A 16,648-nucleotide genomic window follows, 5' to 3' on the forward strand; every position below is an offset into this window, starting at 1 on the left:
GATACGTGATGAGAGGGGCGTTGAACCTGGTGCTGGTGATCCTGCTGGCACTGAACCTGAGACCGATCCTGACCAGTATTGGCCCGTTGCTCGAGCCGATGCGCGCCAGCACCGGGCTGGGCTACCAACAGGCGGCATTGCTGACGGCGTTGCCGGTACTGTGCATGGGCCTGGTGCCGTTGTTGCAGCCTTGGCTGCGGCGCTGGGTCAGCGAACATGGCGGCATGCTCGCCGGCCTTGGCGCCATTGCCCTGGCCTGCCTGTGGCGGCTGCAACTGGACAGCGCCTGGGCGCTGATCGCCAGCGCGGTACTGGCCGGGTTGGGCGTGGCGCTGGTGCAGGGCATGATGCCGGGCTTGGTCAATCGCTGGTTCCCCGGCCGCCTGGCCGGGACGATGGGCCTGTACTCGGCGGCGCTGATGTGTGGCGGCGGCCTGGCTGCGGTGCTCGGCCCGACTATCAGCGGGCACTTCGGCCACTGGCAGGCCGGGCTGGGCTTGTGGGCGATCCCGGCGCTGCTGGCGGTGCTGGCCTGGGCCGTGCTGCGGCCCCGGGCACACGCACCGAAGCTGGCCGGCGCCGCTGGCGGGCACTGGTTCGGCACGCGGCGGGCCTGGCTGCTGGCGCTGTACTTCGGCCTCATCAATGGCGGCTATACCAGCATGGTCGCCTGGCTACCGGCCTACCACCTGGAGCACGGTGGCACGGCGCAGGGCGGTGGCGGCCTGGTCGGCCTGATGACCATTTTCCAGGTGTGCGGTGCCCTGGGCCTGCCGCTGTTGCTGCGCGGCATTGCTGACCGGCGCCCGGGCTTGTGGCTGGCACTGTCGATCCAGCTGGCGGGCTTCCTTGGCTTGCTGCTGGCACCGGCGCTGGCCATGGGCCTGTGGGTAGCGCTGATCGGCTTTGGCTTGGGTGCTTGCTTCAGCCTGAGCCTGACGTTGACCCTGGAGCACCTCAAGACGCCCGCTGAAGCCGGCAGCCTGGCGGCCTTCGTGCAGGGCGTCGGCTTCATCATCACCGGCATCATCCCGTACATCACCGGTTGGTTGCGGGATGTCAGCGGTGATTTCCAGGCATCGTGGACGCTGCTGACCGTCACCGTGCTGGCGATGCTGCTGGTGACCGCCTGTTTCGCCCCGCGCGGCTATGCCACGGCCATCGCCCGGCCGCGGCAGGCTGGCGAGGCGGTGCTCAACTGAGACGTTGCAGGGTATCGCGGACCCGGTCCAGTGCCGGGTCGATGTCCAGCAGCTCGATGGCGCCGAAGCCCAGCAGCAACCCTTGGCGCACGGGCGCTTCGCTGAAGAACGGCGCCAGCGAGTACAGGCCCACCTCCACCTTGCGGGCGAGGTTGGCCAGCAGCTCGACATCCACCCCAGGCCGCGCCAGCGCGCTCAGGTGGAACCCTGCATTGGCGGGCACGGCGCTGAACCAGGGCGCCAGGTCGCCGTCCAGCCGCGCCAGGATGCGTTCGCGGCGGCCGCTGTAGATGTCATGGCAGCGGCGGATATGCTTGTTCAGGTGGCCCTCGCCAATGAACCGGGCCAGGGCCCACTGCAGCAAGGTCGGGCTGTGCCAGTCGCTCAGGTGCTTGGCCACGCAGGCGGCGCTGAGCACTGCCGGGGGCAGCACCGCGTAACCCAGGCGCAGCTCCGGCAGCAAGGTCTTGGAAAAGGTCCCGACATACGCTACCAGCCCTTGCCGGTCGAGGCGCTGCAGCGCATCGGCGGCCTGGCCCTGGTAGCGGAATTCGCAGTCGTAGTCGTCCTCGATGATCAACGCGCCTAGCTCGGCGGCCCGCACCAGCAAGGCATGACGGCGGGCCTCGCTCATCGGCATGCCGAGCGGAAACTGGTGCGAAGGCGTCACGTAGATCAGCCGAGTGCCCTCGGCGATGTGAGAAACGCACAGCCCCTCATCGTCCACCGGCACGGATTGCAGCTTTGCCCCCAGGGCCAGGAACAGCTGGCGTGCGGGCGGGTAGCCGGGGTCTTCCATGGCCACCTGGCAGCCGGGTTCGACCAGTACCCGGGCGATCAGGTCCAGGGCCTGTTGGGCGCCATTGCACACCAGTACATCTGCCCCACTGCAATGCACGCCACGGGCGTAGGCGATATGGTGGGCAATGGCCTCGCGCAGTTCGGGCAAGCCCTGGGCGGCAAACTGCCGTTCGGGGTGTCGCTGGCTGCGGCGCAGCGCGTAGTTCAGGCAGCTGCGCCACTGGTCGAAGGGGAACTGCGCCTTGTTCGAGGCACCGCCGATGAAGTCATAGCGCGACGGGGCTTCCTGGGTGCGCCTGGCAAGTACCGTGGCGCGTTGCTGCCAGCGCTCCAGGGCGGCGGCAGCGGCCAGGGGCACGGTGGAGGGTTCATGGGGGCGTATTGGTTGGCGCGGGGTAATGAAGGTGCCGCGGCCGACCACGCCGCTGAGCAGGTTGTCGTAGGTCAACCGCGAATAGGCCTCGGCCACGGTCTTGCGTGACACGCCCAGTTGCTCGGCCAGCAGTCGGGTCGGCGGCAGTTGCGTGCCGGCGGCCAGGTGGCCGCTGTCGATGCCGGCGCGCAGTTGCTGGTAGAGCTGGTCGGCCAGGCCTTTGCGGCCGTCCAGGCGGATATGCAGTTCCATGATCGCTGTCCCAAGCACGAGAGTGCTGAGGATAGCGGATCAGAACCGTGCGGTGCTCACCGTGATGTAGCCCTTGTCGTTGAGGTCGATGCGTATCACCGTTTCATCCGCCGAAGCCTTGCGTTTCTGCTTGATGCGCACGCCCTTGACGCCGATGGCGCGCATCCGGTGGTGGAGGGCTCGCCCGCAGGGATCGAAGAAGATCTCGCTGGCCAGCAGTTCGATGCGCTCGACCAGTTGCCGGGTGTACTCGTCGGTTGCGCAAAAGAACAGCACGCCTGACAGGTGCGGGTCGTCGTCCGGGTTGTTGATGTCGTGGGCCAGCAGCTCGCGCAGGGCACTGCGCAGTTCGGCCTGGGTGCGGGGATCTGGGTGCATGCGCAGGGTCCTGTGGGGCGAAGCCGTCGATCATCTTTTGACCGACCCAAGGGCTGCAAGTAAGGCACTTCGGAATGCGCTGTGGGAATTTTCTGTGAATACCCGGAAGGTGAAAATGCCGACCCGCAGCGGCGCAGCCTGCACTACGCAGTAGGTGGGCATTTCCACGAAGGTTGTTACTGCTCAACCTCCTGCTTGAACTTCAAGCGCCACCCATGCAGCAACGGCTCGGTATACCCTCCAGGTTGCTCACGCCCCTTGAACACCAGCTCCTGCGCGGCACGGTACGCATGCGAGCCCGCGAAATTCCCGGCCATCGGCCGGTACGCCGGATCTCCGGCATTTTGCTGGTCCACCACCTTGGCCATGCGCTGCAAGGTCGTCTCCACCTGATCACTGCCGACCACCCCATGATGCAGCCAGTTGGCGATGTGCTGGGCCGAGATGCGCAAGGTGGCACGGTCTTCCATCAACCCCACGTCGTGGATGTCCGGCACCTTCGAGCAACCGATGCCTTGCTCCACCCAGCGCACGACATAACCCAGGATGCCCTGGCAGTTGTTGTCCAGCTCGGCCTGGATATGCTCGGCATTCCAGGGCCGGTCCGGGCTGACCGGGATGCTCAGCAGGTCATGCAGCAGCTGTTCGCGCTCGGCGCTCAGGTCGACGCTTTCCAGTTGCGCCTGTACAGCCGGCACGTCCACCTGGTGATAATGCAGCGCATGCAAGGTCGCGGCAGTCGGTGAGGGCACCCAGGCGGTGTTGGCGCCGGCGCGGGGCTGGGCGATCTTCTGCTCGAGCATGGCCGCCATCAGGTCAGGCATGGCCCACATGCCCTTGCCGATCTGCGCCTTGCCGCGCAGGCCGCAGGCCAGGCCCACCAGCACGTTGCTGCGTTCGTAGGCCTGGATCCAGGCGCTGCCTTTCATGTCGCCCTTGCGCAGCATGGCGCCGGCTTCCATGGCGCTGTGCATCTCGTCGCCGGTGCGGTCGAGGAACCCGGTATTGATGAACACCACCCGCGCTGCCGCGCTGGCGATGCAGGCCGCAAGGTTGACGCTGGTGCGCCGCTCTTCGTCCATGATGCCCATCTTCAAGGTGTGCCGGGGCAGGCCCAGCAGGTCCTCGACACGGCCGAACAGTTGCTCGGCGAAGGCCACTTCGGCCGGGCCATGCATCTTCGGCTTGACGATGTACAGGCTGCCTTCGCGGGAGTTGCCGCGCCGCTTGAGGTCGTGCAGGCCGATCAGGCTGGTGACCACGGCGTCAAGGATGCCCTCGGGGATCTCCCGGCCGTCGCGGTCGTGGATCGCCGGGTTGGTCATCAGGTGGCCGACGTTACGGATGAACAGCAGCGAGCGGCCGGGCAGGGTCAGTGGCTGGCCATCCGCACCCTGGTAGTCGCGGTCCTTGGCCAGCATGCGGGTGAAGGTCTTGCCACCCTTGCTGACCTGCTCGCTGAGGTCGCCCTTCATCAGCCCCAGCCAGTTGCGGTAGACATTCACCTTGTCCTCGGCATCCACCGCCGCCACCGAGTCCTCGCAGTCGATGATGGTGGTCAACGCCGCTTCGATGAGGATGTCCTTGACCCCGGCGGGGTCGGCTTTGCCGATGGTGCTGGTTGGGTCGACCTGGATTTCGACATGCAGGCGATGGTGTTGCAGCAGGATGGCCGTTGGTTGGCCGGGTTCGCCTTGATAGCCGCGCAATTGCGCAGGCTCCGCGAGACCGACCTGGCGGCCATCGCGCAAGGTCACCGACAGCTTGCCCTGATCGACCGCATACGCCTGGGCGTCTGTGTGGGAAGCACCTGCGAGCGGTGCCGAGCGGTCGAGAAATTCCCGGCCGAAAGCAATGACCTTGGCGCCGCGCACCGGGTTGTAGCCCTGGCCGCGCCCGGCGCCGTCACTGTCGGGGATGGCGTCGGTACCGTACAGCGCGTCATACAGCGAGCCCCAGCGGGCGTTGGCGGCGTTCAGCGCGTAGCGGGCATTGCTCAGCGGCACTACCAGTTGCGGGCCGGCCTGCTCGGCGATTTCACGGTCAACCTGGGTGGTGCTGATCCGCACCGGTTGCGAGGGGGCGACCAGGTAGCCGATGCGGCGCAGGAACGCCTGGTAGACAGCCATGTCACGGATCGGGCCCGGGTGCTGGCGGTGCCAGCTGTCCAGTTCGTGCTGCAGGCGCTCGCGTTCGGCGAGCAGCTCGCGGTTGCGTGGGGCGAGGTCGTGGACCAGGGTGCTGAAGCCTTGCCAGAAGCTGGCGGCGTCGATGCCGGTGCCAGGCAGCACTTCATCCTCGATGAAGCGCTGCAGGGTCGGGGCGACCTTGAGGGGATGGGTCATTGTCTTCTCGCTTGGGTTCAGGTTTCAGAAAATGTGCCGCTTGTGCCGGCCTCTCGCGGCTGAAGCCGCTCCTACAGGTACTGGGCAGTTTTCACAGGGCTGCCACGCCGGCCTTGGCTACTTCGGCGTCTTGCTCGGGCCTGACCCCGGACACGCCGACGGCGCCCACCACCTGGCCGTCGACCAGCACAGGCACGCCGCCTTCCAGGCTGGTCAGCAGTGGCGCGGTGACAAAGGCGGTACGCCCGCCATTGACCATCTGCTCGAAGTCGCGGGTTTCCTTGCGCCCCAGGGCGGCACTGCGGGCCTTTTCCATGGCGATGTAGGCGCTGGACGGGGCGCAGCCGTCCATACGCTCCAGGGCCAGCGGGTGGCCGCCGTCGTCGACCACCGCGATGGTCACCTTCCACTGTTGCGCCTGGGCTTGCTGGCGGGCGGCCGCGAGCAGGCGGCTCACCTCCGCCTGGCCGATCACGGGCTTGCTATGCATGGCTGTTCTCCTGGCTCAAGGCTGCTTCGACGATTTCGATCCAGTGCCGCACCGGCGTGCGTCCAGCCCCATCTAGGTGGGTCTGGCAGCCGATGTTGGCGGTGGCGATGACCTGTGGTTTGCCGCTTTCCAGCGCGTTCAGGCGGTTGTCGCGCAATTGCCGCGACAGCGCCGGTTGGGTCAGCGAATAGGTGCCGGCCGAGCCGCAGCACAGGTGGCCGTCCGGCACTGCGGTAAGGGTGAAGCCCAGGCGTGTCAGCAGGCTTTCGACCTGGCCGCCGAGCTTGAGTGCATGTTGCAGGGTGCAAGGGCAATGGAAGGCCAGGCGCTGGTCGGCGCACAGGCCGAGTTGTTCGACCGGTTCGTCGCGCAGCACTTCGACCAGGTCCCGCGACAGGGCACTGACCCGTGCAGCCTTGGTGGCGTAACGCGGGTCGTGTGCCAGCAGGTGACCATAGTCACGCACGAAGGCACCGCAGCCACTGGCGGTCTGCACGATGGCTTCGGCGCCGGCCTCGATGGCCGGCCACCAGGCATCGATGTTGCGCCGGGCGCGCTCCAGGCCTTGCTCCTGGGCATTGAGGTGGTAGTCCACCGCACCGCAGCAGCCGGCTTCAGCCGCCGGCTCCACGCTGATCCCCAGGCGGTCCAGCAGGCGCGCGGTGGCGGCGTTGGTGTTGGGCGACAAGGCGGCCTGCACGCAACCTTCGAGCAGCAGGATGCGCCGCGCATGGCGGGGCACGGGCCGTTCGCCGGGGGGCGTCACCTGGGCCGGCAGCTTGCTCTTCAGCTCGGCCGGGAGCAACGGCCGCAAGGCTTGGCCAGTACGCGTCAGGGCCTTGAACAGCGCCGGGCGTGGCACCACGGCGCGCAGGCCCTGGCGCAGCAGGCGCTGGCCGAGCGGGCGCGGTACCTGCTGCTCGACCACGGCGCGGCCGATGTCCAGCAGGTCGTGGTACTTCACCCCCGACGGGCAGGTGGTTTCGCAGTTGCGGCAGGTCAGGCAACGGTCCAGGTGCAGTTGCGTGCTGGCGGTGACCGGCGCGCCTTCGAGCACCTGCTTGATCAGGTATATGCGCCCCCGTGGCCCGTCCAGTTCGTCGCCGAGCAACTGGTAGGTCGGGCAGGTGGCCGTGCAGAAACCGCAGTGCACGCAGGTGCGCAGAATGCTTTCGGCTTCCTCGCCGCGGGGCAGGCGCTTGGCGCTTTCGCTCAGGTTGGTTTGCATGGGCGTAGCCTCACAGGTCCGGATACAGGCGGCCAGGGTTGAAGATGCCCTGGGGATCGAGTTGCTGCTTGAGCGCGTGGTGGTAGCGCATCAGCGCCGCTGACAGCGGCGCGCTGCTGTCGTCGCCGGGGGCATAGAGGGTGGCGTGGCCGCCGGCCTTGGCCGCTTGTTCGCGGATCAACTGTACCGGTGCCGTTGACTTCAGCCAGCGTTGCGCGCCGCCCCAGTCGATGAGCTGCTGCCCCGGCAAGTCGAGTTCGCCGCTGGCGGTCGGGACCGACAGCCGCCACAGCGGCGCCGGGTCGCAGAAGAAGGCCAGGCGCTGTTCGCGCAGGTCGCACCAGAAACGGCTGTCGAGCACGTCGCCGCCCAGGCGCTGACGGGCCGACTGGACCGAGCCTTCACCCCCTTCCAGGCGCAGGTGCAGTGCTTCGCCATCGTGGCAGGCGGCGCTGATCGGCAGCGGCTGCTGGCCCCATTCGGCCAGTTCGGCCAAAGCCTGGTGACGGTCCATCGGCAGGCGCAGGCTGAGGCATTCGCGTGGGCGTGGCAGTACCTTCAGCGACACTTCGGTCAACACCCCGAGGCAGCCAAAGCTGCCGGCCATCAGCCGCGAGACGTCATAGCCGGCAACGTTCTTCATCACTTCGCCACCAAAACGCAGCAGCTTGCCGTGCCCGGTGATGACCCGCGTGCCGAGTACGTAGTCACGTACCGACCCGGCCCATGGCCGGCGCGGGCCGGACAACCCGGCCGCGACCATGCCGCCCAGGGTCGCCTCGGCGCCCAGGTGCGGCGGTTCGCAGGGCAGCATCTGCCCGGCCTCGTGCAGCGCCGCCTCGATCTCCAGCAACGGCGTGCCAGCCCGGGCGGTGAGCACCAGCTCGGTCGGGTCGTAGCTGACGATGCCCCGGTGGTTGCGGGTATCGAGGATTTCGCCGGCCACCGGGCGGCCGAGCATGGCCTTGCTGTTGCCACCCTGGATGCGCAGCGGCGTGCCCTGGTTGAGGGCCTGGTTGACCTGTTCGAGCAGGTCCGGGCTCATGTCGCGGTCCATGCTCATCAGAAGCGCTCCAGTTCGGGGAAGGGCAATTGCCCGTGGTGCACGTGCAGCGCGCCGAACTCGGCGCAGCGGTGCAGGGTGGGGATGTTCTTGCCCGGGTTGAGCAGCCCTTGCGGGTCGAATGCTGCCTTGACGGCATGGAACAGGGTGATTTCGTCGCTGTTGAACTGCGCGCACATCTGGTTGATCTTCTCGCGGCCCACGCCGTGCTCGCCGGTGATGCTGCCGCCCACCGCCACGCACAGCTCGAGGATCCGCCCACCGATGGCCTCGGCGCGTTCCAGCTCGCCAGGCAGGTTGGCATCGAACAGGATCAGCGGGTGCATGTTGCCATCGCCGGCATGGAACACGTTGGCGACGCGCAGGCCATATTCCTCGCTCAGCTCACTGATGCCCTTGAGCACCCGTGGCAGCTCGCGGCGCGGGATGGTGCCGTCCATGCAGTAGTAGTCCGGGGAAATCCGCCCCACCGCCGGGAAGGCATTCTTGCGCCCGGCCCAGAAGCGCACACGCTCGGCTTCGTCGCAGGCCAGGCGCACTTCACGGGCACCGGCTTGCTTGAGCACGTCGGCCACCCGCGCGCAGTCATCCTGGACGTCGGCTTCGACACCATCCAGCTCGCACAAGAGGATGGCAGCCGCGTCCACCGGGTAGCCGGCGTGGATGAAATCCTCGGCGGCGCGGATCGCCAGGTTGTCCATCATCTCCAGGCCACCGGGGATGATGCCGGCGGCGATGATCTCGGCCACGGCGCGGCCGGCGTCCTCGACGCTATCGAAGCTGGCCAGCAGAACCCGCGCCACCTGGGGTTTGGGCAGCAGTTTGACGGTCACTTCGGTGACGATGCCGAGCATGCCCTCGGAGCCAGTGAACAGCGCCAGCAGGTCGAAGCCCGGGCTGTCGAGGGCGTCGCTGCCCAAGGTCAGGCGTTCGCCCTCGACGGTGAGGATTTCGACCTTGAGCAGGTTGTGCACGGTCAGGCCGTATTTCAGGCAGTGCACGCCACCGGCGTTTTCGGCAACGTTGCCGCCGATCGAACAGGCGATTTGCGAAGAGGGGTCGGGGGCGTAGTACAGGCCATGGGGCGCAGCCGCCTGGGAAATGGCCAGGTTGCGTACACCGGGCTGTACCCGGGCGAAGCGCCCTTGCGGGTTGACTTCGAGAATGCGGTTGAAGCGTGCCATCACCAGCAGGATGCCCTTGGCCAGCGGCAGCGCACCCCCCGACAGGCCGGTACCGGCGCCGCGTGCCACCACCGGCACGCGACGCAGGTGGCAGAGCCTGAGCAAGGTCTGCACCTGTTCCAGGCGTTCGGGCAGCACCACCAGCAGCGGCACGGTGCGGTAGGCCGAGAGGCCGTCGCATTCATACGGCTTGAGGTCTTCCGCGCGGTGCAGGATTTCCAGGTCGGGAAGGGCATCGCGTAACGCCTGTAGCAGCGCGGGCTGATCCACGGCGGGCAGCGCGCCGTCGACACGTTCGTCGTAGAGGATGTTCATGAGGCTCACTCAGCGGCAATTTTTGTTGTTGTGGGCAAACCGGACGCTTTGCAGCCTGCGCGTTTGGCCGCGAGCGGTCGAGGGCATAGGGCACTGGTCCTACCAGTTTTTCCGTTGGGGACTGGTTATCCATGGCTTCGACCGGCTAGATTGGAGTCGGCGGAGGGCAGTGGTCCTACCAGTTGGAGTGAGCTTATGGGGATTGAAGGCAAGGCCAAGGTCGCAGACCAGGTGGCCGAGCGGGTGGAGCGGCTGATCGTCGAAGGTGTGCTCAAGGTCGGCCAGGCCTTGCCATCGGAACGGCGGCTGGTGGAAAAGCTCGGTTGCTCGCGGTCGGCGTTGCGTGAGGGCCTGCGCGTCTTGCGTGGGCGCGGCATCATCGATACCGAGCAGGGGCGCGGCTCGTTCGTTGCCGACCTGGCCGGGCAGGCGGGGGGCACACCGTTGATGCACCTGTTCAGCTCACAGCCGCGCACGCTGTTCGACCTGCTGGAAGTGCGCGCCTTGCTGGAGGCGGAATCGGCACGCCTGGCGGCGTTGCGCGCCACCGATGTCGACCGCCTGCTGATCCGCAGGCGCTATGAAGACATGCTCGATGCCCATGCCGCTGCCGAAGCGCTCGACCCACGCGAACATGCCCGGCGTGACCATGCCTTCCATCGGGCGATCAGCGAGGCGTCACACAATCCGGTGCTGGTGCATACCTTGCAGTCATTGAGCGACCTGACCTTGAGCACGGTGTTCGCCTCGGTCAACAACCTCTATTGCCGGCCTGCGCAAAAGCGCCAGATCGACCGCCAGCATGCGCGGTTGTATCACGCGGTGATGGAGCAATTGCCTGAGCAGGCGCAGCGGGCGGCGCGCGAACATATCCACGGGATTCGCGACAGCTTGCGTGAAATCGAGCAGGAGGAGCAGCGCCTGGTCCGGGCGACGATGCGCATGGATGGTTGGGGCTGAGTTTTGCCTGTACCGGCCTGTCCGCGGGCGTGCTCGCGAACAGGCCGGTACGGTTAGCCGATCACTTTGACAGATGCCTGATCATCGCCACGGTAAGGTAAAGGCGCGGCGCGATGCTGCCCAGTTCGATGTATTCATCGTCCCCGTGCAACCCGGCCCCGACCACCCCCAGCGTCTCCAGCACCGCCGGCTTTTCGCTGCCGGGCACGTAGGCATACCCGGCGTCGGTGCCGAAGCGCATGGCGATCGGTTCGATCTTGTAGCCCGCTTCCCCATATAACTGCTGTGCCGTCTCGGCCAATTGTGTCGAAGCCGGGTTGCGCGCCAGCGGCGGTCGCCCCTTCTCGACCACGACACTGGCCTGGGTATCGACCACCAGCTGCTTTTTCACGATGCGCTGGGCGTCTGCCTGCACACGGTCAGTCTCGCCCAGGTCGGAATAGCGCATGTCCGCTTCGGCGGTGGCCAGGGCCGGAATGATATTGGCCTTTTCGCCGGCCTTGGCCAACGTCCAGTTCACCGTGGTGCCTTTGCTCGCATCGCCGAGGTCCTTGAGCTGGAGTAACTGGTGGGCCAGTTCGGTGAGTGCGTTGCGGCCCTCTTCGGGCGCAGAGCCTGCATGTGATGCGCGGCCTTTGACTTCAAGCTTGAGGCGGTTGATGCCGTTGGTGGCGACAGTCACTGCATCCTTGTCCGGCGGCTCGTAAGAGAACACGTAGTCATGCTTGCGGGCCAGTTCGGCAATGATCTGCTTCGACCCGGCAGAGCCCATTTCTTCGTCCGGGTTGAACAGCACGGTGAGCGTGCGGTAGCCCTTGAACTGCTGATCGTTCAGCAACTTCAGCGCGTGCAGGATCATCGCCACACCCCCCTTGGCATCGGCGACTCCCGGGCCGTATGCGCGCGGGCCATCGACCCGGAACGGGCGTTTGGCAGCGGTGCCGGGAACGAACACGGTGTCGTAGTGCACCATCAGCAGGAAGTCCTTGCTGCCACTGCCTTTGAAGGTGCCGACAATGTTGTCGCCGACCGACGGCGTGGCTGGGTGAGTCTGCACCTCGGCGCCCAGGGCCTTGAGGCGCTTCACCAGCTCGGCACTGACTTGCGTCAGGCCCGCTTCGGTACCGGTGCCGGTGTCTACCGAGACCAGGCTCTTGAGGGTTTGCAGGTACGCCGGCTGTTCGCTTTCGGCCTGCTTGAGCAGGTCCTTGGGGTTGGGTTCAGCGGCAGTTGCCTGGGTACAGGCGATCAGCAGCGCCAAGGCGATGGCGTGGGGAGGGCTGGGCAACGGCATGGGGGCTTCCTTGTTGTAGTGAGTCCTTGAGCCTAGCCACTAAGCTCGATGTCGCTCGGGTAAACCAGTGGGCACATCAACTCCACCGCTGTTCGAGCCGGTGGAGTCTGTGCGGCAAAAGTTCAATGATGGGCGACCGGACCATCCTGCGAGAGGATTGCCTTGGCCAGCTCTTCGTCACTGGCCTGCAAGCCAGGATTATCCTTGCGAGCCTGTTCCAGCGCCGACTCCACATAGGCGCCACGAATGGTCCCGCCACTGGCGACGAAGGCCGACAGCTCGTCCTGTGCGGGGATGATGCGTTTGTCGTCCTTGAAGGTCGAATACAGCGAGGCGGAAACACCGGCCGAGGTGGCGACGTCGCCTGCGTCGACGTCAGCCAGGGCCGCACCGGCAGGCAACAGGAGCAGCAGCGCAGGGGCGAGGAGTAGGTGGCGCATGTTGTGTTCTCCAGTAACGTGAAGCACAAGGAAATAAACCACTCACTGTTTAAGAGGGCGGGCGAGTGGCAGGAGTTCCCTGGGTTCTGCCGGAGCGTCGTCGTGGCTCACACCTTGCTGCCCAGCAAGCGCTGCAGCGAAGCATCGAAGTCGCGCAGGGCATCGGCCTTGGCGGCCTGCTCGTCTTCCAGCATCCGCGCTACATTGCTGACATCCTTGTGCGCACGCCCTTCGGCGCGGCCAATGTAGGTCAGCTGGCTGTCGAAGAACCGCGCCACCACCCGGCTCTCGACGTCTGCCGTGGCCAGGCGGCTTTCGCTGTCCAGCAGCACGATCACGTCCGGGTGGTCGGCAAGCAGGCTGTCCAGGTCTTCGTAGAAGGTCACTTCGGCGAACTGCTGGGCCAGCGAATGCGCCAGCCAGTCGTAGGCCTGGCTGCCAGCGCTGAGGGTGGCCACCGGAATGCTGCGCGGCTGCGCTTTGGCCACTGCCTCGTCACGGTGCTGCTGCAGGTAGCTGAGGGTGCTGTCGGCATTACGCCCGAGCAGTACGGCCACATGCTGCCCCGGGGCCAGCGCGACGCTGGAAATGGCCGTGGCCGAGTAGAAGTGCCCGTAGGGCTGGGCAGCCTGCTGGCCAGCCGGCGCGGCACAACCGCCAAGGGCAGCGAACAGGGCGAGCAGGGCAGCGAGCATGCCGGTTTTCATGGGTAGCGCCTCATCGATCAGTGAATGCCACCATCTTCCGCCCGTCGCGGCTGCGGCGGAACTTGATGGCATTCATGGTGGCTATCGATGGGGTCGATGAATCAGCTCGGGCGGGCCATGTACTGCAGAATGCGCTCGCGCAGCCAGCGCTCGGCGGGGTCGTTATCGTGGGCGCCGCTCCAGACCATCGACAGCTCGGCCTCGGTGATCTCGAACGGCGCGGGATCGGCGCGCAGGCTGCCATCGTCTGCCAGGGCGCAGGCGGCATAGTCCGGTACGGTGGCGATCATTTCGGTATTGCGCAGCAGTGCACGCAGGCTGCCGAACTGCGGCACGGCCAGCACCACTTTGCGGCAGCGGCCGATGCGTGCGAGGTCGAGATCGATGTTGCCGCTCATGTCACCTGAGAACGACACCATCACATGGGGCCGGGCACAGTACTCGTCGAGGGTCAGCGGGCCGGGGCGGTCGTCGGCGCGCAGCACACGCACGCCGATATCGCGCAGCTTGCGGCGTTTGGCGGTGGCGGGCAGGTCGGTGGTGTAGCTTACCCCCACAGAGATTTCGCCGCTGGCCAGCAGGCCTGGCATCAGCAGGAAATTGGCCCGGCGCACCACCACGCTGATGTCAGGCGCTTCCTCGCGCAGGGCTTGCAGCAAGGCCGGGAACAGGCCGAACTCGGCATCGTCCGACAGGCCCAGGCGGAACTGGTTGCAACTGCTGGCCGGGTCGAAGTCACGGGCGCGGCTGATCGCGGACGAAATCACGTCCATGGCCGGGCCCAGTTCGGCGAAGATCTGCATGGCCCGCGGAGTGGGCTCCATGGCCCGGCCGCTGCGGATCAGCAGCGGGTCGTCGAACAGCTCGCGCAGGCGGGCGAGGGCGGCGCTGACGGTGGACTGGGTGATGAACAGCTTTTCGCCGACCCGGGTCAGGTTGCGTTCGATCATCAGGGCCTCGAAAAGCACCAGCAGGTTCATGTCGACGCGGCGCAGGTCGTTGCGGTTCATGGGGCTTGGCTCACCGGGTTGGAGGGGTTGGCGGCATATTGAAGCACGACACTGGGCGTTGCGCCTTGTATGGATGTGCCGGGGCTATCAGCCTTGAAGAGCCACTCTATTAGAAGTCTGCCCAAGCTCGGCTAGTCTTTCCCCTGGCCCTGCGAAATCCACCTGCGCGCGGCGTGGCAGCACGTGCGTGCAAGACCGCGCCGCACGTGACGTGGGAGCTTCGCCAGCCCCGTGTCGGCACCTCACCGACCAGACCTGACGAGGGGTAGGCACGAGCCCACGTGCTCGGCTGAAAGAACACCTGGCAGAGACCGGAAATCTGGATAACCGACCCAAAGGTAACAGCAGATGTCGAACGAATCGAAATGCCCGTTCCATCAAACCGCAGGTGGCGGCACCACCAACCGTGACTGGTGGCCTGACCAGCTCAACCTCAGGATCCTCCATCAACACTCGTCGAAATCCAACCCTGACCCGGATTTCGACTATGCCAAGGCGTTCAAGAGCCTCGATTTCCAGGCCCTGAAAAAAGACCTGACCGCCTTGATGACCGACTCACAGGACTGGTGGCCAGCCGACTTCGGCCATTACGGCCCGCTGTTCATTCGCATGGCCTGGCACAGCGCCGGTACCTACCGCATCGGCGATGGCCGTGGCGGTGCCGGCTCCGGCCAGCAGCGTTTCGCGCCGCTCAACAGCTGGCCGGACAACGTCAGCCTGGACAAGGCCCGGCGCCTGCTGTGGCCGATCAAGCAGAAGTATGGCAACAAGATCTCCTGGGCCGACCTGATCGTGCTCACGGGTAACGTCGCCCTGGAATCCATGGGCTTCAAGACCTTTGGTTTCTCTGGCGGCCGCGCCGATGTGTGGGAGCCGGACGAAGACGTGTACTGGGGCTCTGAAAAGGTCTGGCTCGGTGGTGACACCCGTTATGGCAAGGAGCAGGTCAAGGCCCAGCCGCCAGGCCAGGGTGACCTGGTCGCCGAGCCGCAGAAACATCCCGAGGAACAGAGCCGTGACCTCAGCGGCGAACGCAACCTGGAAAACCCGCTGGCGGCGGTGCAGATGGGCTTGATCTACGTCAACCCGGAAGGCCCGGAAGGCAACCCGGACCCCGTCGCATCAGGCCGGGATATTCGCGAAACGTTCGGCCGGATGGCGATGAACGACGAAGAAACCGTGGCGCTGATCGCGGGCGGCCATGCCTTCGGCAAGACCCACGGTGCCGGCCCGGCCGACAACGTAGGCCCTGAACCGGAAGCGGCGAGCCTCGAACTGCAGGGCCTCGGCTGGGCCAACCGTTTTGGCACTGGCAAAGGCGGGGATACCATTACCAGCGGCCTGGAGGTGACCTGGACGTCGACGCCGACTCGTTGGAGCAACGAGTACCTCAACAACCTGTTCAACTTCGAGTGGGAACTGACCAAGAGCCCGGCCGGTGCGCACCAGTGGCGACCGAAGGATGGCAAAGGCGCAGGCACCGTGCCGGATGCCCACGATCCGGGCAAGAAGCATGCACCGTCCATGCTCACCTCTGACCTGGCCCTGCGCTTCGACCCGATCTACGGGCCGATCGCCAAGCGCTTCAAGGATAACCCCGACCAGCTGGCCGATGCCTTCGCCCGTGCCTGGTACAAGCTGATCCACCGTGACATGGGCCCGCTGGCGCGCTACCTGGGCCCGGAGATGCCCAACGAAGAGCTGCTGTGGCAAGACCCGCTGCCCAAAGCCGACCACCCGCTGGTGGACGAACAGGACATCGCCGGGCTCAAGGCCAGGATTCTTGCGTCGGGCCTGAGCGTCGCCGAACTGGTGGCCACCGCCTGGGCGGCTGCCTCGACCTTCCGTGGCTCGGACAAACGCGGGGGGGCCAACGGTGGCCGCCTGCGCCTGGCACCGCAGAAGGACTGGGCGGCGAACCAGGGCACTGGCAAGGTGCTGGCGGCGCTGGAGAAGATCCAGGGCGAGTTCAACGCTGGCGGCAAGAAGATCTCCCTGGCCGACCTGATCGTCCTCGCCGGTTCTGCCGCCGTGGAAAAGGCGGCCAAGGATGCCGGGCACAACGTCAGCGTGGGCTTCCGCCCGGGCCGTGTCGATGCCTCGCAGGCGCAGACCGACGTCGAGTCGTTTGCCGTGCTTGAGCCGCTGGCCGATGGATTCCGCAACTTCAGCAAGGCCCGCTACAGCGTCAAGGCCGAGAAGCTGTTGCTGGACAAGGCCCAGTTGCTGACCCTGACCGCGCCTGAACTGACCGTGCTGATCGGTGGCCTGCGCGTGCTGGGTGCCAACCATGGCGGCAGCAAGGACGGTGTGTTCACCGACAAGCCTGGCACCCTGAGCAACGACTTCTTCCGCAACCTGCTGGACATGGGCGTGGAATGGAAGCCGACTTCGGCGGACAACGAGCGCTTCGAAGGCCGTGATCGCAAGACCGGGCAGGTGAAGTGGACGGGCAGCCGGGTCGACCTGGTGTTCGGCTCGCACGCGCAGTTGCGGGCGCTGAGCGAGGTGTATGGCAGCAGCGATGGCAATGACAAGTTCGTCAAGGACTTCGTGGCGGCCTGGGTAAAAGTGATGGAACTCGATCGCTTCGACCTGAAATAGCG

At 66.2% G+C, this 16,648-nt stretch carries 14 protein-coding genes; 3 read left to right on the forward strand and 11 right to left on the reverse strand.

The window, feature by feature from the left end; all coding sequences use genetic code 11:
• The first annotated feature begins 8 nt into the window (after nucleotides 1–8).
• Nucleotides 9–1,202: a CynX/NimT family MFS transporter gene (locus tag L6D64_RS05325; protein WP_176508903.1), complete on the forward strand. Its 1,194-nt coding sequence runs from the start codon at nucleotides 9–11 to the stop codon at nucleotides 1,200–1,202.
• Here L6D64_RS05325 and pdxR read toward each other — a convergent pair.
• From pdxR to glcD, 7 genes are all read right to left on the reverse strand, one after another.
• The gene (pdxR, locus tag L6D64_RS05330) at nucleotides 1,195–2,628 is read right to left on the reverse strand and encodes a MocR-like pyridoxine biosynthesis transcription factor PdxR (protein WP_176508902.1); all 1,434 of its coding nucleotides are present in this window, start codon (nucleotides 2,626–2,628) and stop codon (nucleotides 1,195–1,197) included. The two genes, L6D64_RS05325 and pdxR, sit on opposite strands and share 8 nt — an antisense overlap.
• Before the next feature lie 39 nt (nucleotides 2,629–2,667).
• Complete coding sequence (locus L6D64_RS05335; protein ID WP_176508901.1) at nucleotides 2,668–3,006, reverse strand: hypothetical protein; 339 nt, start codon at nucleotides 3,004–3,006, stop codon at nucleotides 2,668–2,670.
• A 176-nt stretch (nucleotides 3,007–3,182) separates the two neighbouring features.
• Nucleotides 3,183–5,351: a malate synthase G gene (locus L6D64_RS05340; protein ID WP_176508900.1), complete on the reverse strand. Its 2,169-nt coding sequence runs from the start codon at nucleotides 5,349–5,351 to the stop codon at nucleotides 3,183–3,185.
• A gap of 91 nt (nucleotides 5,352–5,442) precedes the next feature.
• A complete protein-coding gene (locus L6D64_RS05345) occupies nucleotides 5,443–5,841 on the reverse strand; it encodes a heme-binding protein (protein WP_176508899.1) in 399 nt (132 codons plus the stop codon).
• On the reverse strand, nucleotides 5,834–7,069 hold the full coding sequence (gene glcF / locus L6D64_RS05350; protein WP_176508898.1) for a glycolate oxidase subunit GlcF: 1,236 nt from the start codon (nucleotides 7,067–7,069) through the stop codon (nucleotides 5,834–5,836). The genes L6D64_RS05345 and glcF overlap by 8 nt, the downstream gene beginning before the upstream one ends.
• A gap of 10 nt (nucleotides 7,070–7,079) precedes the next feature.
• Nucleotides 7,080–8,132 carry a glycolate oxidase subunit GlcE gene (glcE, locus tag L6D64_RS05355; RefSeq protein WP_176508897.1) on the reverse strand — a complete coding sequence of 351 codons (1,053 nt, stop codon included), beginning with the start codon at nucleotides 8,130–8,132 and terminating at the stop codon, nucleotides 7,080–7,082.
• On the reverse strand, nucleotides 8,132–9,631 hold the full coding sequence (glcD, locus tag L6D64_RS05360; RefSeq protein WP_176508896.1) for a glycolate oxidase subunit GlcD: 1,500 nt from the start codon (nucleotides 9,629–9,631) through the stop codon (nucleotides 8,132–8,134). The genes glcE and glcD overlap by 1 nt, the downstream gene beginning before the upstream one ends.
• A 195-nt stretch (nucleotides 9,632–9,826) precedes the next feature.
• Between glcD and glcC the strand changes: the two genes are divergently transcribed.
• A complete protein-coding gene (gene glcC, locus L6D64_RS05365; protein WP_176508895.1) occupies nucleotides 9,827–10,591 on the forward strand; it encodes a transcriptional regulator GlcC in 765 nt (254 codons plus the stop codon).
• Nucleotides 10,592–10,652: 61 nt separating this feature from the next.
• Here the strand turns inward: glcC and L6D64_RS05370 are convergent, their stop codons facing one another.
• The 4 genes from L6D64_RS05370 to L6D64_RS05385 form a co-directional block, all read right to left on the reverse strand.
• Complete coding sequence (locus L6D64_RS05370) at nucleotides 10,653–11,885, reverse strand: M20/M25/M40 family metallo-hydrolase (protein ID WP_176508894.1); 1,233 nt, start codon at nucleotides 11,883–11,885, stop codon at nucleotides 10,653–10,655.
• A gap of 122 nt (nucleotides 11,886–12,007) precedes the next feature.
• On the reverse strand, nucleotides 12,008–12,325 hold the full coding sequence (locus L6D64_RS05375) for a DUF2388 domain-containing protein (RefSeq protein WP_176508893.1): 318 nt from the start codon (nucleotides 12,323–12,325) through the stop codon (nucleotides 12,008–12,010).
• A 107-nt stretch (nucleotides 12,326–12,432) separates the two neighbouring features.
• Complete coding sequence (locus tag L6D64_RS05380; RefSeq protein WP_176508892.1) at nucleotides 12,433–13,032, reverse strand: Rossmann-fold NAD(P)-binding domain-containing protein; 600 nt, start codon at nucleotides 13,030–13,032, stop codon at nucleotides 12,433–12,435.
• Nucleotides 13,033–13,133: 101 nt separating this feature from the next.
• Nucleotides 13,134–14,042, reverse strand: a complete 909-nt coding sequence (locus tag L6D64_RS05385) for a LysR family transcriptional regulator (protein ID WP_054887186.1) — start codon at nucleotides 14,040–14,042, stop codon at nucleotides 13,134–13,136.
• Nucleotides 14,043–14,390: 348 nt separating this feature from the next.
• Between L6D64_RS05385 and katG the strand changes: the two genes are divergently transcribed.
• Entirely contained in the window at nucleotides 14,391–16,646 is a 2,256-nt protein-coding gene (gene katG / locus L6D64_RS05390; RefSeq protein WP_176508891.1) for a catalase/peroxidase HPI, read from the forward strand.
• The last annotated feature ends 2 nt before the right edge of the window (nucleotides 16,647–16,648 follow it).

The sequence above is a fragment of the Pseudomonas urethralis genome, from assembly GCF_021602465.1.
Classification (GTDB): Bacteria; Pseudomonadota; Gammaproteobacteria; order Pseudomonadales; family Pseudomonadaceae; genus Aquipseudomonas; species Aquipseudomonas vlassakiae.

Bases quoted from the DNA above. Each gene is read 5' to 3' on its own strand.
- L6D64_RS05385 (WP_054887186.1), bottom strand. From the start codon at position 14,042: ATGAACCGCAACGACCTGCGCCGCGTCGACATGAACCTGCTGGTGCTT.
- L6D64_RS05325 (WP_176508903.1), top strand. From the start codon at position 9: ATGAGAGGGGCGTTGAACCTGGTGCTGGTGATCCTGCTGGCACTGAAC.
- L6D64_RS05370 (WP_176508894.1), bottom strand. From the start codon at position 11,885: ATGCCGTTGCCCAGCCCTCCCCACGCCATCGCCTTGGCGCTGCTGATC.
- L6D64_RS05375 (WP_176508893.1), bottom strand. From the start codon at position 12,325: ATGCGCCACCTACTCCTCGCCCCTGCGCTGCTGCTCCTGTTGCCTGCC.
- L6D64_RS05345 (WP_176508899.1), bottom strand. From the start codon at position 5,841: ATGCATAGCAAGCCCGTGATCGGCCAGGCGGAGGTGAGCCGCCTGCTC.
- pdxR (WP_176508902.1), bottom strand. From the start codon at position 2,628: ATGGAACTGCATATCCGCCTGGACGGCCGCAAAGGCCTGGCCGACCAG.
- glcE (WP_176508897.1), bottom strand. From the start codon at position 8,132: ATGAGCATGGACCGCGACATGAGCCCGGACCTGCTCGAACAGGTCAAC.
- glcD (WP_176508896.1), bottom strand. From the start codon at position 9,631: ATGAACATCCTCTACGACGAACGTGTCGACGGCGCGCTGCCCGCCGTG.
- L6D64_RS05335 (WP_176508901.1), bottom strand. From the start codon at position 3,006: ATGCACCCAGATCCCCGCACCCAGGCCGAACTGCGCAGTGCCCTGCGC.
- katG (WP_176508891.1), top strand. From the start codon at position 14,391: ATGTCGAACGAATCGAAATGCCCGTTCCATCAAACCGCAGGTGGCGGC.
- L6D64_RS05380 (WP_176508892.1), bottom strand. From the start codon at position 13,032: ATGAAAACCGGCATGCTCGCTGCCCTGCTCGCCCTGTTCGCTGCCCTT.
- glcF (WP_176508898.1), bottom strand. From the start codon at position 7,069: ATGCAAACCAACCTGAGCGAAAGCGCCAAGCGCCTGCCCCGCGGCGAG.
- L6D64_RS05340 (WP_176508900.1), bottom strand. From the start codon at position 5,351: ATGACCCATCCCCTCAAGGTCGCCCCGACCCTGCAGCGCTTCATCGAG.
- glcC (WP_176508895.1), top strand. From the start codon at position 9,827: ATGGGGATTGAAGGCAAGGCCAAGGTCGCAGACCAGGTGGCCGAGCGG.